14 protein-coding genes and 1 pseudogene are annotated in these 14,406 nt (G+C 72.0%); 9 read left to right on the plus strand and 6 right to left on the minus strand.

From position 1 onward, the window contains the following. Window positions 1-400 precede the first annotated feature (400 nt). Window positions 401-1,006 (plus strand): class I SAM-dependent methyltransferase, encoded by a 606-nt coding sequence (locus tag GA0070617_RS17940; RefSeq protein WP_091439494.1) that lies wholly within the window; start codon window positions 401-403, stop codon window positions 1,004-1,006. A 204-nt stretch (window positions 1,007-1,210) separates the two neighbouring features. Here the strand turns inward: GA0070617_RS17940 and eccB are convergent, their stop codons facing one another. Continuing rightward, window positions 1,211-2,602, minus strand: a complete 1,392-nt coding sequence (gene eccB / locus GA0070617_RS17945) for a type VII secretion protein EccB (protein WP_091439496.1) — start codon at window positions 2,600-2,602, stop codon at window positions 1,211-1,213. A 125-nt stretch (window positions 2,603-2,727) separates the two neighbouring features. Here eccB and GA0070617_RS17950 point away from each other — a divergent pair, with 125 nt between their 5' ends. Further along, a complete protein-coding gene (locus GA0070617_RS17950) occupies window positions 2,728-3,441 on the plus strand; it encodes a polyamine aminopropyltransferase (protein ID WP_091439498.1) in 714 nt (237 codons plus the stop codon). Between the two features lie 154 nt (window positions 3,442-3,595). Continuing rightward, window positions 3,596-3,748 (plus strand): hypothetical protein, encoded by a 153-nt coding sequence (locus GA0070617_RS29960; protein ID WP_175440381.1) that lies wholly within the window; start codon window positions 3,596-3,598, stop codon window positions 3,746-3,748. Window positions 3,749-3,877: 129 nt separating this feature from the next. Here GA0070617_RS29960 and GA0070617_RS17955 read toward each other — a convergent pair. Then, a pseudogene (locus GA0070617_RS17955) lies at window positions 3,878-4,252 on the minus strand (fatty acid desaturase family protein); the annotation flags it as partial. Window positions 4,253-4,297: 45 nt separating this feature from the next. Between GA0070617_RS17955 and GA0070617_RS17960 the strand changes: the two are divergent. The 5 genes from GA0070617_RS17960 to GA0070617_RS30660 all read left to right on the plus strand — a co-directional run bounded on the left by GA0070617_RS17960 (window position 4,298) and on the right by GA0070617_RS30660 (window position 8,611). Further along, on the plus strand, window positions 4,298-4,594 hold the full coding sequence (locus GA0070617_RS17960; protein ID WP_091446604.1) for a transposase: 297 nt from the start codon (window positions 4,298-4,300) through the stop codon (window positions 4,592-4,594). A 163-nt stretch (window positions 4,595-4,757) separates the two neighbouring features. Continuing rightward, entirely contained in the window at window positions 4,758-5,969 is a 1,212-nt protein-coding gene (locus tag GA0070617_RS17965) for a hypothetical protein (RefSeq protein WP_091439500.1), read from the plus strand. Between the two features lie 55 nt (window positions 5,970-6,024). Continuing rightward, complete coding sequence (locus tag GA0070617_RS17970) at window positions 6,025-7,236, plus strand: hypothetical protein (RefSeq protein WP_091439501.1); 1,212 nt, start codon at window positions 6,025-6,027, stop codon at window positions 7,234-7,236. A gap of 55 nt (window positions 7,237-7,291) precedes the next feature. Beyond that, window positions 7,292-8,233 (plus strand): hypothetical protein, encoded by a 942-nt coding sequence (locus GA0070617_RS17975; RefSeq protein ID WP_091439502.1) that lies wholly within the window; start codon window positions 7,292-7,294, stop codon window positions 8,231-8,233. A gap of 204 nt (window positions 8,234-8,437) precedes the next feature. Then, on the plus strand, window positions 8,438-8,611 hold the full coding sequence (locus GA0070617_RS30660; protein ID WP_175440575.1) for a hypothetical protein: 174 nt from the start codon (window positions 8,438-8,440) through the stop codon (window positions 8,609-8,611). 169 nt (window positions 8,612-8,780) lie between these two features. Here GA0070617_RS30660 and GA0070617_RS17980 read toward each other — a convergent pair whose 3' ends face one another. After that, window positions 8,781-9,947 carry a fatty acid desaturase family protein gene (locus tag GA0070617_RS17980; RefSeq protein ID WP_229688573.1) on the minus strand — a complete coding sequence of 389 codons (1,167 nt, stop codon included), beginning with the start codon at window positions 9,945-9,947 and terminating at the stop codon, window positions 8,781-8,783. Between the two features lie 15 nt (window positions 9,948-9,962). Next, a complete protein-coding gene (locus GA0070617_RS17985; RefSeq protein ID WP_091439503.1) occupies window positions 9,963-11,054 on the minus strand; it encodes a ferredoxin reductase in 1,092 nt (363 codons plus the stop codon). A 99-nt stretch (window positions 11,055-11,153) separates the two neighbouring features. Here GA0070617_RS17985 and GA0070617_RS17990 point away from each other — a divergent pair, with 99 nt between their 5' ends. Further along, entirely contained in the window at window positions 11,154-12,404 is a 1,251-nt protein-coding gene (locus tag GA0070617_RS17990) for a PucR family transcriptional regulator (RefSeq protein WP_091439505.1), read from the plus strand. Window positions 12,405-12,407: 3 nt separating this feature from the next. Here the strand turns inward: GA0070617_RS17990 and GA0070617_RS17995 are convergent, their stop codons facing one another. Together GA0070617_RS17995 and GA0070617_RS18000 are read right to left on the minus strand one after the other, a co-directional pair. After that, the gene (locus GA0070617_RS17995) at window positions 12,408-13,256 is read right to left on the minus strand and encodes a DMT family transporter (protein ID WP_091439506.1); all 849 of its coding nucleotides are present in this window, start codon (window positions 13,254-13,256) and stop codon (window positions 12,408-12,410) included. A 9-nt stretch (window positions 13,257-13,265) separates the two neighbouring features. After that, window positions 13,266-14,396, minus strand: a complete 1,131-nt coding sequence (locus GA0070617_RS18000; RefSeq protein WP_091439508.1) for an MGDG synthase family glycosyltransferase — start codon at window positions 14,394-14,396, stop codon at window positions 13,266-13,268. Window positions 14,397-14,406 lie beyond the last annotated feature (10 nt).

Genomic DNA, 14,406 nt, shown 5'->3' on the forward strand with positions numbered 1-14,406 from the left:
TAGGACGGTAAGTGTCCAAGATTCACCCGCCGATCGGATACGGAGAGAGCGAGGCGAGCCGCGGAGGAGAGCGGGAGCGTGGTGAACGGGAAACCGAACCGCCCTGCACCCACCTGTCCCGTCGGGCCTGCCGGGCGCCACCAACAGGCCGGCTGGACGGCGGCCCGGTCCAGCCGGTCCAGGTCCTCGTGTCTGCGGGGCGTCACCAGCAGGCCGGTTGGTGGGAGAACAGACCCTGGCATTTGATGCAAGATCTCTCTGTCGACTACACATGCCGCTCAGGCCTGGAAAGAGGGCAAGTCGGGTGCGAGGTGGTTCGGTTCTCCGGCCAGTTCATTCCTGCCCCGCCAGGTCGGCGGGGGCTGGCAGCGATCGGCGGGGGTCGGGCTAACGTGGCGGCATGGGTAACCCGACGCGTTGGAGCACCGACACCGGTCCGGAACACTCCCGGTGGTACGTCGACCGGTTCCGGCAGCTGGCCGCCGAGGGTGCCGACCTGGCTGGCGAGGCACGCCTGGTGGACGCGCTGGTCGCGCCGGGCGCGCGGATCCTCGACGCCGGCTGTGGCACCGGCCGGGTGGGTGCCGCGCTGGCCGCCCGGGGCCACACCGTCGTCGGCGTGGACGCCGACCCGGTGCTGGTCGACGCCGCCCGCGCCGACCATCCCGGGCCCCGTTGGCTGGTCGCCGACCTGGCCGAGTTGGACCTTGCCGCAGCCGGCGAGCCGGAGCCGTTCGACGCCGCCGTGGTCGCCGGCAACGTGCTGACCTTCGTCGCCCCCGGCACCGAAGCCGCCGTGCTGACTCGGATCGCCGCCCACCTGCGCCCCGACGCGCCGGTGGTGGTCGGCTTCGGCACCGACCGGGGGTACCCGCTGACGGCCTTCGACGTCGACATGGTCACCGCCGGCCTGCGCCGGGAACATCGCTTCGCCACCTGGGACCTGCGTCCCTGGCACGACGACGCCGACTTCGCCGTCACCGTCCTGCGCCGCCCGACCCCCTGACCCTCCGGCCGACCACCTGACCGACCGCCGGGCCGACCGCCTGACCGACCGCCTGACCGACCGACGGGCCGAACGACGGGCCGACCGCCTGACCGACCGACGGGCCGAACGACGGACCGACCGCCTGACCGACCGGCGGGACGAACGACGGACCGACCGGCCGACTGCCCGACGGACCGGCGGACCGACCGACCGGCGGTGTTCCTACCGGTCGGTCGAGGGTGCGGCGACCGCGCGGGCCGCCGCCGGTTCGAGCGGGCTGCCGGCGGGGACCAGGCTGACCAGGCCGGCGGGCAACCGGAGCGGGCGTACGCCGCGGTAACCGAGCATGCCGAGCACCTCGCCGTCGGCGAGCACGTACCGTCGGCCCAGGTCGGTGATGACGGAGACCGCGCCGCCGGTGGCACCCGGGGCGGCCGAGGACTCCACGACGGCACCACGCCCCGGCTCGACCACCACGTGGTCGGCGCGTACGCCGCGACGGTCGTCGGTCCGCGGTGCGGTGCCGAGATCCGGCACGGTGACCCCGTGCCGCAGGTCGCGTACGCCGCTGTCGTCGGCCACCCGGGCACAGAGCCCGCCGCCGTCGGGGGTGACCAGCCGAGGTGGTGCCGGCGGCGGGGCGGACGGACCGGTCGGGGTCAGGTCGGGCAGCTTCGGCAGGTCGGCGAAGCGCCCGAGGGTCATCGACTCCGGCTCGCCCTGACCGGTGCGGGCCAGCAGGAGGCTGGCCTGCAGTTCGGTGATCCCGGCCAGGCCGTCGGTGTCGACGACCGCGTACTGCCGGCCGCCGCCGGAGTTGCGGACCAGGTAGACGTCGCCGACCGTCGCCCCGGAGACCCGGGCGGAGGCCCGGCCCAGCTCGGGTAACGCGGGCGGGACGAGGTCGGCACCGGCCGGGATGCTGTTGAGCAGGGCCGGTGCGACCGGCACCGCGCGGGCCCGGGTGGCGGCCAGCGCGGCCAGGACACGGTCGGGATCCCGGACCAGGTACCGCCGGTGCCGCCAGAGCAGGTGCAGGCTGCCGTCGGGATGGCGCAACAGCAGCCCGTCGTCGCCGAGCTGCCGCCCGTCCGGAGGGTCCACCCCGATCAGCAGCGCCGAGCGCGGCCCGGACCGGTCGTCGCCGGCCGGGTCGACCGAACAGACCGTCCAGGCGGCGGTGGAGAGCCGGTCGGGAGCGGGCAGCGAGTCCGGCGCGTCGGCGATGCCCAGCGGCAGCCCGCGGGGCACCCCGTCGATCGACCGGCGGGCGACCAGGATCGTCCTGGGCTGCTCCGCGCCGATGATCAGCAGTGCGGAGGCGTAGTTGAGCACCGGGTGGAGCTTCTGCTCGCGGTAGACGAACCGCGCCCCGGACTCCTTCTCCACGATCACCGCGCCCTCGTCCCGCCACTTCGTGCTGCCACCGGCGAAGAGCCCGTACAGCGCGAAGCCGCCCAGCCCGATCGCCGCGACCAGGACGCTGGCCAGGGCCGCGCCGGCCAGCCGCCGAAACGGCGACTGGGCTGGGTCGGTGTCCCGCATGACCAGGGCCGCGACCGCCCGCTGGATGGTGAACTGGTACGAGTGGAGCTGGTCCTGCCGCGACGGCATCGGATCCCTTCCGGCGAGTCGGTCGGGGCACAGGATAAGCGCTGCGTCGATATCCCACCGACCCTGCGTGCACCCGCTCCGGCGGGTCGGTACAGTCCCGGGCACGGTCTAGAGCGGGGGACGACGTGGGCGTACGGTTTCAGGAACTGGCCTGGCGGCAGACCCCGATCGGCGAGATCAGCCTGCGCCGCCGTCGGGACCCGGCGCTGGACACCGAGGTGTACGAGGTCAAGCTCGACGACGAGTACCTGATGTCCAGCCTCTTCCCGGTCGCCGAGATCGAGCTGGCCCGACTGGGGCTGGCCGAGCTGACCGGCGACGACCTCAACGTGGTGGTGGGCGGGTTGGGCCTCGGCTACACCGCCCGCACCGCGTTGGCCGATCCCCGGGTCGGCTCGCTGGTGGTGGTGGAGGCGATCGAGGACGTCATCGACTGGCACCGGCAGGGGTTGCTCCCCTTCGCCGCCGGGCTGGCCGACGACCGGCGTACCCGGTTCGTGCGGGCGGACTTCTTCGCCGCCGCGGAGGCCGAGGCCGGTTTCGATCCGGACGAGCCGGGCCGGCGCTTCGACGCGGTGCTGCTGGACGTCGATCACTCCCCCCGCAACGTGCTGCACCCGGACCACGCCCGCTGCTACACCCCGGCGGGGCTGCGGCGGCTCGCCGCCCACCTGCGCGACGAGGGGGTCTTCGCCCTCTGGTCCGACGACCCGCCGGACGAGGAGTTCGGCGCGGCCCTGGCCGAGGTGTTCGCGACCTGGCAGGCACACGTCGTCAGCTTTCCCAACCCGCTCACCGGCGGCGAGTCGGCCAACACGGTCTACGTGGCCCGGCGCTGAGCCAGGGCCGCAGGCCCCGCCCGGCGCTGAAACCCCCCACCCCGGATTTTTCCGCAGCTACCAGGCATGACGGGCCGCGAGGCGGGAACCATGATCGGAAGCCGCCGGTCGGTACGCGGCGCGACTACGACCCCGGGAGGGGACCATGCGGGCCATGCTGTTGATCATCGGTGTCGTCGCCGTGGCGTTCATCGTGCTCGGGGTGCTCCTCGAAGCCGCCCGCTGGCTGGTCATCATCGGCGCGATCGCGTTCCTGGTGATGATCGTGCTGGCCTTCGTCAAGGGCCGCCAGGCAACCCGCCGCTGACCGGCGGGCCGCCCGCCGCGCCGTTGCGCCGCTGACCAGCGGGCCGATGCGGGCCGCCGGCCGGGGGCGCCCGCCGGGGCCGCCCGCCGCGCCGCTGACCACCTGGCCGGCCGGCCCGCCGCCGGGTGGTCAGGCGGGCAGTGCCGTCGCCGGGCGGCTCAGGCCGCTGACCCGGGGCCGGCGGTTGGGCAGGGAGAGCCGGATGACCTTCCACCAGGCGGAGGCGACCTGCTTGGGCAGTGGCCCGGTGGTGTAGGTCAGGCCGTACCTGTCGAACAGGGCGCGCACCTCGGGGGCGATCTCCTGGTAGCGCTTGCTCGGCAGGTCGGGGAAGAGGTGGTGCTCGATCTGGAACGACAGGTTCCCGGTCATCAGGTGCATCAGCCGGCTGCCGCTGATGTTGGCCGAGCCGAGCATCTGCCGCAGGTACCACTCGCCCCGGGTCTCGCCCTCGATCGAGGTCTTCTCGAAGGTCTGCACCCCGCTCGGGAAGTGGCCACTGAGGTTCCCCCGATAGCGTGGAGGCCGGACCTAAGGGGATAGATGGTCATGGCTGAGACGAGGAGACGGTTCGACCGGGAGTTCCGTGAGGGCGCGGTGCGGATCGTGCGGGAGACGGGTAAGCCGATCGCGCAGGTCGCTCGGGATTTGGGGATCAACAGCGGCACTCTGGCGAACTGGGTGGCGCAGGATCGGCGGGATCGGGGTGAGGCCGCCGCCGGCGGGCTCGGTGAGGACGAACGTGCCGAGTTGGCCAGGCTGCGTAAGGAGAACGCCGAGCTGGCGATGGAGCGTGATGTCCTCAAGCGATCCGTGGTCCTGTGGGTCAAGGAGGCGACGAAGTGACCGTGGCCGGGTTCGTCGCCGCCCAGAGGACCGAGCACGCCGTGCCGCACCGGCCTTGACAAGTTCCGCCAGGCGCACGCGGTCGGTTGATTCCGTGAACCGACGGCGGTGCGACACGTCAACGTGATGGCGATAGAACCCCACTGTCAAGGAAGGGCACGACGTGGACACCGAACGGCGACGTACCAACTGGACCGACGAGCACTACGCCCAGGCCCTCAACACCCGCGAACCTGGCGACCTCCCCAAGCAAAGGGACACCGACCGGATCACCATCAACGGCCACGACGCCGACGTCCCCACCGGCAGACTCCTGAACGCCCTCCGGGCCGTTGGCCGGAGTGACAGGGGCACCGAGCAGGTGCTCCTCGACGCCCTCGCCCGACACGGACTCACCCCCATCCCACACCCCACCAAACCCGACCACTGGCGGCTGCCCCCCACCGGCGACCTGGTCATGTGGACCGACCGCATCTACGCCCAAGCCCTCGACACCCGCGAACCCGGCAACCTACCCAAGCGAGAGGAGACCGACCGCGTCACGATCAACGGCCACGACGCCGACGTCCCCACCGGCAGACTCCTGAACAAACTCCGGGCCGTTGGCCGGAGTGACAGGGGCACCGAGCAGGTGCTCCTCGACGCCCTCGCCCGACACGGACTCACCCCCATCCCACACCCCACCAAACCCGACCACTGGCGGCTGCCCCCCACCGGCGACCTGGTCATGTGGACCGACCGCATCTACGCCCAAGCCCTCGACACCCGCGAACCCGGCAACCTACCCAAGTCCAGAGACACCGACCGGATCACCATCAACGGCCACGACGCCGACATCCCCACCGGCGCCCTCCTGAACAACCTCCGAAGCAAAGGCCGGAGTACCGCGGGCACCGAGCAGGTGCTCCTCGATGCCCTCGCCCGACACGGACTCACCCCCATTTCGCACCCCACGAAACCCGGCCACTGGCGACTGCCCCCCACCGGCGACAAGGTCATGTGGACCGACCGCATCTACGCCCAAGCCCTCAACTCCCGCGAACCCGGCAACCTCCCCAAGTACAGAGACACCGACCGGATCACCATCAACGGCCACGAGACCGACGTCCCCACCGGCAGACTCCTGAACACCCTCCAGAACGGTGGCCGGAGTGACGGGGGCACCGAACAGGTACTCCTCGATGCCCTGGCCCGCCACGGCCTCACCCCCACCCCACACCCCGACAAGCCCGGCCACTGGCGGCTGCCACCCCCGGTCAGCAGCATCGCCGCCCTCACCAGCCCACACACCACCAACCCCAACCGGCCTGCCACCGAGACGACCCGACCCACCACCGACCCCACCACACCACCAACCAAACGCCCCAAACGCTGACGACACAATCACCACCCCAACCCGTCCGACCAGCTCCAACAGAAAAGAACACAACATGGACACCCAACCCCGACGCACCACCTGGACCGACAAGCACTACGCCCAAGCCCTCGACACCCGCGAACCCGGCAACCTCCCCAAGCAAAAAGACACCGACCGCGTCACCATCAACGGCCACGACACCGACATCCCCACCGGCAAACTCCTGGACAACCTCCGGGCCCAAGGCCGGCGTGACGGGGGCACCGAACAGGTACTCCTCGACGCCCTGACCCGCCACGGACTCACCCCCATCCCCCACCCCGCAAAGCCTGACCACTGGCGACTGCCCCCCAGCGGCGACCTGGTCATGTGGACCGACCGCATCTACGCCCAAGCCCTCAACTCCCGCGAACCCGGCAACCTCCCCAAGTCCAGAGACACCGACCGGATCACCATCAACGGCCACGACGCCGACATCCCCACCGGCGCCCTCCTGAACAAACTCCGGGCCGCTGGCCGGATCACCGGGGGCACCGAGCAGGTGCTCCTCGACGCCCTGGCCCGCCACGGACTCACCCCCATCCCCCACCCCACCAAACCCGACCACTGGCGACTACCACCCACCGGCAACCGGATCACGTGGACCGACCGCATCTACGCCCAAGCCCTCAACACCCGCACACCCGGCAACCTCCCCAAGCGAGAGGACACCGACCGCGTCACGATCAACGGCCACGACGCCGACGTCCCCACCGGCAAACTCCTGGACAACCTCCGGGCCCAAGGCCGGCGTGACGGGGGCACCGAACAGGTACTCCTCGACGCCCTCGCCCGACACGGACTCACCCCCATCCCACACCCCACCAAACCCGACCACTGGCGACTACCACCCACCGGCGACAAGGTCATGCGGACCGACCGCATCTACGCCCAAGCCCTCAACACCCGCGAACCCGGCAACCTCCCCAAGTCCAGAGACACCGACCGGATCACCATCAACGGCCACGACACCGACATCCCCACCGGCAAACTCCTGAACACCCTCCGAACCGCTGGCCGGCGTGACGGGGGCACCGAACAGGTACTCCTCGACGCCCTCGCCCGACACGGACTCACCCCCATCCCCCACCCCACCAAACCCGACCACTGGCGGCTACCACCTGCCGTCAGCAGCATCGCCGCCCTCACCAGCCCACACACCACCAACCCCAACCGGCCTGCCACCGAGACGACCCGACCCACCACCGACCCCACCACACCACCAACCAAACGCCCCAAACGCTGACGACACAATCACCACCCCAACCCGTCCGACCAGCTCCAACAGAAAAGAACACAACATGGACACCCAACCCCGACGCACCACCTGGACCGACAAGCACTACGCCCAAGCCCTCAACACCCGCCCACCCGGCAACCTCCCCAAGTCCAGAGACACCGACCGCGTCACCATCAACGGCCACGACGCCGACATCCCCACCGGCAGACTCCTGCACCACCTCCGAACCGCTGGCCGGATCACCGGGGGCACCGAGCAGGTACTCCTCGACGCCCTGACCCGCCACGGACTCACCCCCATCCCCCACCCCGAGAAACCCGACCACTGGCGACTACCACCCACCGGCAACCGGATCACGTGGACCGACCGCATCTACGCCCAAGCCCTCAACACCCGCCCACCCGGCAACCTCCCCAAGTCCAGAGACACCGACCGCGTCACCATCAACGGCCACGACGCCGACATCCCCACCGGCAAACTCCTGAACACCCTCCGAACCGCTGGCCGGCGTGACGGGGGCACCGAACAGGTACTCCTCGACGCCCTGACCCGCCACGGACTCACCCCCATCCCCCACCCCACCAAACCCGACCACTGGCGACTACCACCCACCGGCAACCGGATCACGTGGACCGACCGCATCTACGCCCAAGCCCTCAACACCCGCCCACCCGGCAACCTCCCCAAGTCCAGAGACACCGACCGCGTCACCATCAACGGCCACGACGCCGACGTCCCCACCGGCAGACTCCTGAGCAACCTCCGGACCCATGGTCGGAGTACCAGGGGCACCGAACAGGTACTCCTCGACGCCCTGACCCGCCACGGACTCACCCCCATCCCCCACCCCACCAAACCCGACCACTGGCGGCTACCACCTGCCGTCAGCAGCATCGCCGCCCTCACCAGCCCACACACCACCAACCCCAACCGGCCTGCCACCGAGACGACCCGACCCACCACCGACCCCACCACACCACCAACCAAACGCCCCAAACGCTGACGACACAATCACCATGGTGTACGAGGTCAAGCTCGGCGACGAGTACCTGGCGGCCCACGTGGTGACCTTCGCCAACCCCCTGACCGGCGGGGAGTCCGCCAACACCGTCTACCTGGCCCGCCCCTGAGCCTCCCTGAGCTGCCCTCGGCCCGGGCACGCCGGACCCACCGCTGACCGTCTCGGCGGGCATGACCGGGCGGGTACATGCGGGCCATGCTGCTGGTCATCGGCGTCGTCGCGGTGGCGCTCGTGCTGCTCGGACTGCTTCTGGAGGCGGCCCGGTGGCTCATCGTCATCGGGGCGATCGCCTTCGTGGTCCTCTTCGTGCTGGCCTTCGTGCGGGGCCGCCAGAGCACCCGACCGTCACACCGTCGCTGAGCGGACCGGTTGTCCGGGGTCGGCCCGCCGTCGAGTCGTACCCGGGAAAAGACCGGGCCCCGGCGGGTGACGCCGGGGCCGGGCGGGGTCGGCCGTGGGGCGGTGGCCCCCGGCCGGGGTTACCGGCCCAGGTCGGGCCGGGGTCTCGTACCGGTGCGGAAGCGACCGGTCAGGCGGCCGTGAGGGCCGGGGTGGGTGCCTCCGCGCCGACCTCGGTGGTGGCCCTCGGGGGCGCGGTGGGGGTGGCCGGGCGACGGTTGGGCAGGGAGAGCCGGATGACCTTCCACCAGGCGGAGGCGACCTGCTTGGGCAGTGGCCCGGTGGTGTAGGTCAGGCCGTACCTGTCGAACAGGGCGCGCACCTCGGGGGCGATCTCCTGGTAGCGCTTGCTCGGCAGGTCGGGGAAGAGGTGGTGCTCGATCTGGAACGACAGGTTCCCGGTCATCAGGTGCATCAGCCGGCTGCCGCTGATGTTGGCCGAGCCGAGCATCTGCCGCAGGTACCACTCGCCCCGGGTCTCGCCCTCGATCGAGGTCTTCTCGAAGGTCTGCACCCCGCTCGGGAAGTGGCCACACATGATCACCGAGTGGCTCCACAGGTTGCGGATCAGGTTGGCGGTGAAGGTGGCGGCGAGGGTGGTCAGGAAGGACGGGCCGGACAGCAGCGGGTGGATGACGTAGTCCTTGAGCACCTGCCGGCGGATCTTGCGGCCGACGGCGCGTACCCGGGCCCGGAACTCGGGGGCCTTGTGCCGGCCCTTGCGCAGGTTGCGCCCCAGCTCCAGGTCGTACGCGGCGATGCCGTACTCGAAGAAGCAGGCGTTGAGGAAGTTCCACAGCGGCTGGCCGAGGTGCAGCGGGTACCACTTCTGGTCCTCGTCGACGCGCATGATGCCGTACCCGAGGTCGTTGTCCTTGCCGAGCACGTTGGTGTAGGTGTGGTGCAGCTCGTTGTGCGAGTGCTTCCACTGGTCGGCCGGGGAGACGTGGTCCCACTCCCAGGTGGTCGAGTGGATCTTCGGGTCGCGCATGAAGTCGTACTGGCCGTGCAGGATGTTGTGGCCGATCTCCATGTTCTCCAGGATCTTCGCCACCGCCAGGCCGGCGGTGCCGACCAGCCAGGCCGGCGGGAAGAGCGAGAAGAGCAGGACCGCCCGGCTGCCCAGCTCCAGCTTGCGCTGGGTGGCGATGACCTTGCGGATGTACGCCGCGTCGGCCTCGCCCCGCTCGGCGATGACGCGGTCGCGGATGGCGTCGAGTTCCTTACCGAGGACCTCGATGTCCGCCGCGCTGAGGTGGGCGATCGGGTTCTGGGACTTGTTCTGGATCGCGGTCACGTCCGCCAACTCCTGTCACAGGTCGATGTCGCAGGCGCCGGCCGCAGCCGACACACAGGTCTGGATGAGTACGCCGTCGCCGGGCACCGCCGTGGTGACGGTGCCGTTGCGCAGGTCCCGGACCGCGCCCTGCCGCAGCGGCAGCACGCAGCCGTAGCAGATGCCCATCCGGCAGCCGGAGGGCATCAGCACGCCGGCGGACTCCCCGGCGTCGAGGATCGGGGTGGCGCCGTCGGCCCGCAGGGTCACCGCCGCCCGGGTGAAGGTGACCTCGCCGCCGGCACCGGGGGTGACGACGGTGGGTCGGAAGCGTTCGGTGTGCAGCCGCTCGGCGCGCTGCCGGGCCGTCCAGTGCGCCTCGACGGCGTCCAGCAGGCCGACCGGGCCACACGCCCAGGTCTGCCGGTCCAGGTGGTCTCCGACCAGCTCGTCGAGCTGGTCGACGGTCAGCGGACCGGCGGTGTCGGTGTGCCGTTCGTGCAGCCGGATGGCTCCCCGCGCCGCGAGGTCCCGCAGCTCGGCGGCGAAGATCACGTCGTCGGGGGTGGGTGCGGAGTGGATCAGCACCACGTCGGCGGCCCGGTGGACCCCGGCACGCAGCATCGCCATCACCGGGGTGATGCCGCTGCCCGCGGTGACGAAGAGGACCCGCTCCGGGACGGGCCGGGGCAGCACGAAGTCACCCTGGGCCTGGTCGAGCTGGACGATCGTGCCCGGCTGGATCCGGCGTACCAGGTGGTTGCTGACCACGCCGTCGGGAATGGCCTTGACGGTGACCGAGATGGGCGCGCCCGGCCGTCCGGGCACCGAGGTGACCGAGTACGCCCGCCACTGGCGCACCCCGTCGACGTCGACACCGAGGCGGACGTACTGGCCGGGGGTGTGGCCCCGCCAGCCCCGGCCGGGCTGGATGGTCAGGGTGGCGGCGTCGCGGGTCTGGGGTTGCACGGCGAGGATCCGGCCGCGCAGCGCCGCGCCGGAGCGCAGCGGGTCGATCAGGTCGAGGTAGTCCTCCGGCAGCAGCGGCGTCGTCACCGTCTCGGCGAGCCGCATCAGCCGGTCCCGCAGCGAGGCCTTCCGGGGCGGGCGCGTCGCGATCGAGGTCATATCCCCAGAGTGACTACCCCGGCGGATAAAATCTTGACCTGACGGTGTGAATGACTCCTGCGTTATTGTTCACTGGGAACAAAGCAGGGAGGCTCCCCCATGTCAGACGACTTCCCGGCCGGCCCGCTGCCCGCCCGGTTCGGCCTCGACGAACAGGCCAGCCGGGCCCTGCGTGACCAACTGCCCGCGCTCGCCGAACGCACGGTCACCCGGATCACCGCCGAGGTGCCGAGCTACTCGGGCACCCTCACCGGGCAGATGCGGGAGAAGATCGAGAACGCGGTGCAGATCGCCCTCGGCACCTTCCTCAACCTGATGGAACGGTCCCAGGGTATCGACCCGAGCACCCCGCTGACCCACGCCCTGGCAGCGGCGTACGCGCTGGGCAGTGGGGAGGCCCGCGCCGGTCGGAGCATGGACGCGCTGCTGGCGGCGTACCGGGTGGGCGCCCGGGTGGCCTGGCGGGAGATGTCCACCACCACCGTGCGGGGCGGGCTGCCCGCCGCCACCGTCGCCGAGTTCGCCGAGCTGATGTTCGCCTACATCGACGAGCTCTCCGCCGCCAGCGTGGCCGGGCACGCCGACGAGCTGGCCAGTGCCGGCCAGGCCCGCCGGCGCAACCTGGAACGCCTGACCCACCTGCTGCTGGCCGGCGAGGCCGAGGAGGCCCTGCGCGGCCGGGCCGACCGGGCCGACTGGCCGGTGCCACAGACCCTGACCGCGGTGCTGCTGCCCCGCAGCACCGTCCGGGGCGCCCTGGCCCGGCTGGACCCGCACACCCTGGACAGCGCCGAGGACCTGCCGGGCGTGGAGGCCACCGAGGAGCTGTCCGTGCTGCTCGTGCCGGACATGCACGCCGCCCGCCGGGCGCACCTGCTGCGGACCCTGCACGGCCTGCGGGCGGTGGTCGGCCCGGCCCGGCCCTGGCACCGGGCCGCCTTCTCCTACCGGCGGGCGCTGCGGGCGCGCCAGGTCGGCCTCGGCGAGGGAGGCGACGATCCGGTCGACACCGAACGGCACCTCGCCGAGCTGCTCCTCGGCGCGGACCCGGAGAGCCTGGCCGACCTGCGCGCCCAGGCGTTGGCTCCGCTGTCGGACCTGCCGCCGGCCACCGCGCACCGGCTCGCCGAGACGTTACGTTCCTGGCTGCTGCACCAGGGCCGCCGCGACCAGGTGGCCGCCGACCTGTTCGTGCACCCGCAGACCGTGCGGTACCGGATGGGCCGGCTGCGGGAGCGCTACGCCGACCGCCTCGACGACCCGGCCGCCGTCCTGGACCTGACCGTGGCGTTGGCCTTCCTCCCGCCGCCGCCCGGCCCGGACCGGCCCGACCCCGCCCCGCAGGACTGACCGTCACCGCCGGTCCTGCCGGCTGCCCGTACCGGCCAGCCAGATGCCGGCCAGGATCGCCACCGCGGACACCCCGAGCCCGACGAGCCGGATCCCACCCAGCGACACGGTCTCCTGGAAGGCGGTCACCCCGACCACGACGCTGACCACCGGATCGGTGAGGGTCAGCGCGGTCAGCGGCGCGGCGAGCCGGCCGCTCTGGAAGGCGTTCTGGTTGAGCAGCAGACCGAGCAGGGCCACCAGCGCCAGGGCCGCGAACCGCCAGTCCAGCAGCACCGGCACCAGATCGCCCTGGTACCGGCCGACGACCGCCTTGGCCAGGGCGGCCGCCACGCTGTAGGCGATCCCGCAGGCCACCCCGAGCACCGCGCCCCGCACCGCCCCCCGCAGCCGGACCGAGAGCAGCACACAACCCGCCACGGCCACGCCGGCACCCACCCCGACCCAGACCCAACTCGACAGGGACGGGTCGGTGACGCCGGCCCGCGCGTCGGAGACCACCAGGAAGGCGGCCAGTCCGGTCGCGCCGACCCCGATGGCCATCGCGTCCCGGCGCAGCACCCGCCGCCGGTCGAGCACCGCCTCGATCAGGATCGCCATGAACAGCCCGCTGGCCAGCACGGGTTGGACCAGCACCAGGGGGCCGAAGCGCAGCGCGGTGGCGTGCAGGGCCGCCCCGGCGGTGTCCGGCAGCCAACCGGAGAGCCACAACCGGTTGCGGAACAGCCGTACCAGCAGTCGGGGGTCCAACGCGGCATGCGGGCGTTCCCGCTTCGCCGCCCGCTGGTGCACGGCGGCGGAGAGCCCGTAGCAGAAGGCGGTGGCGAAGGAGAGCAGGACGGCGAGCAGCATGGGCGGCCGTCAGGCCCACCGCGGCAGCGGCCGGGGGGCGGCCACCGGCGTCGTCGGTGCCAGCCCCTCGACCACGGCGGCCACGTCCACCCCGGCCGGCGGGACGGCGGCGGGTTCACCCGCCCCGGTGAGCAGGTCGGTCAGGGCCGGCCCCAACCGCGCGGTGGAGTCGACGTACGTGGTCAACCCGCAGCGGGTGAGGATCTCGGCGTTGGCCCGGCCGTGCCCCGGCAGCGGCCGGTAGGTGACCGTGGGCAGGCCGGAGGCGAGGGACTCCTGGCAGGTCAGCCCGCCGGCGTTCTCCACGATCACGTCGACCGCGCGCATCAGGGCGGGCATGTCCGCCACCCAACCGAGGACGTGCCCGGGAAAGTCCCGCAGCCGGCGGCGCAGCCGCTCGTTGTGACCGCAGACCACCACCGGCTGGACCCCGTCGGTGGCGAGCACCTCGCGGGCGGTCCGGACCACGTCCCCGGCGCCCCAGGCGCCCGCCACGATCAGGGCCAGCCGGGCCCGCTGCGGCAACCCGAACCGGTCCCGGGCGGCGGCCCGACTCAACCCGGCCGCGTCGGTGAACCGCCGGGAGATCAGCGGCCCCACCACCCGGACCGCCCGCGCCCCGTTGGCGTCCGCGGTGTCCCGGGCCGCGTCGTGGACCACGCAGTACAGGTCGACCCCCGGGCTGATCCAGGAGGGATGGACCGCGAAGTCCGTCACGTACGCGACGACCGGGACGGTGATCCGCCGGTCCTCGCGCAACGGTCCGAGCAGCTGGTTGGCGAACGGGAAGGTGGTGACCACGGCCCGGGTGTCCGGGGGCAGGTGCGCAAGCATCCGCCGGTACGCCGGACGCAGCGCGGCCCGGATCAGCGCCAGCGCCACGGGTGACCGGCTGGTGACCGTGAACAACGCCTGGTAGCTCCAGGGCAGCCAGCGCAGCATGCCCCAGTAGGTCTGGCGGACCAGCCGGTCCAGCGGGCCGGGCAGGGTGGCCAGGAAGTTCACCCGGTCGACGGTGAACCCCCGCGCCCGCAGCCGGCGCGCCAACTCCCCGGCGGCGGCGTCATGGCCGGCACCGATGTCGGCCGACACCACCACGATCCGGTGGTCGACGTGCTCGTTCCCACCGCGCCCCCTCACCCGGCGCGCT

The sequence above is a fragment of the Micromonospora yangpuensis genome, from assembly GCF_900091615.1.
GTDB classification, from domain to species: Bacteria; Actinomycetota; Actinomycetes; order Mycobacteriales; family Micromonosporaceae; genus Micromonospora; species Micromonospora yangpuensis.

Coding starts and splice junctions, on each gene's coding strand:
- eccB (WP_091439496.1), bottom strand. CDS start 2,602: ATGCCGTCGCGGCAGGACCAGCTCCACTCGTACCAGTTCACCATCCAG.
- GA0070617_RS29960 (WP_175440381.1), top strand. CDS start 3,596: ATGCTGTTGATCATCGGTGTCGTCGCCGTGGCGTTCATCGTGCTCGGG.
- GA0070617_RS17940 (WP_091439494.1), top strand. CDS start 401: ATGGGTAACCCGACGCGTTGGAGCACCGACACCGGTCCGGAACACTCC.
- GA0070617_RS17960 (WP_091446604.1), top strand. CDS start 4,298: ATGGCTGAGACGAGGAGACGGTTCGACCGGGAGTTCCGTGAGGGCGCG.
- GA0070617_RS17985 (WP_091439503.1), bottom strand. CDS start 11,054: ATGACCTCGATCGCGACGCGCCCGCCCCGGAAGGCCTCGCTGCGGGAC.
- GA0070617_RS17995 (WP_091439506.1), bottom strand. CDS start 13,256: ATGCTGCTCGCCGTCCTGCTCTCCTTCGCCACCGCCTTCTGCTACGGG.
- GA0070617_RS17990 (WP_091439505.1), top strand. CDS start 11,154: ATGTCAGACGACTTCCCGGCCGGCCCGCTGCCCGCCCGGTTCGGCCTC.
- GA0070617_RS30660 (WP_175440575.1), top strand. CDS start 8,438: ATGCGGGCCATGCTGCTGGTCATCGGCGTCGTCGCGGTGGCGCTCGTG.
- GA0070617_RS17975 (WP_091439502.1), top strand. CDS start 7,292: ATGGACACCCAACCCCGACGCACCACCTGGACCGACAAGCACTACGCC.
- GA0070617_RS17970 (WP_091439501.1), top strand. CDS start 6,025: ATGGACACCCAACCCCGACGCACCACCTGGACCGACAAGCACTACGCC.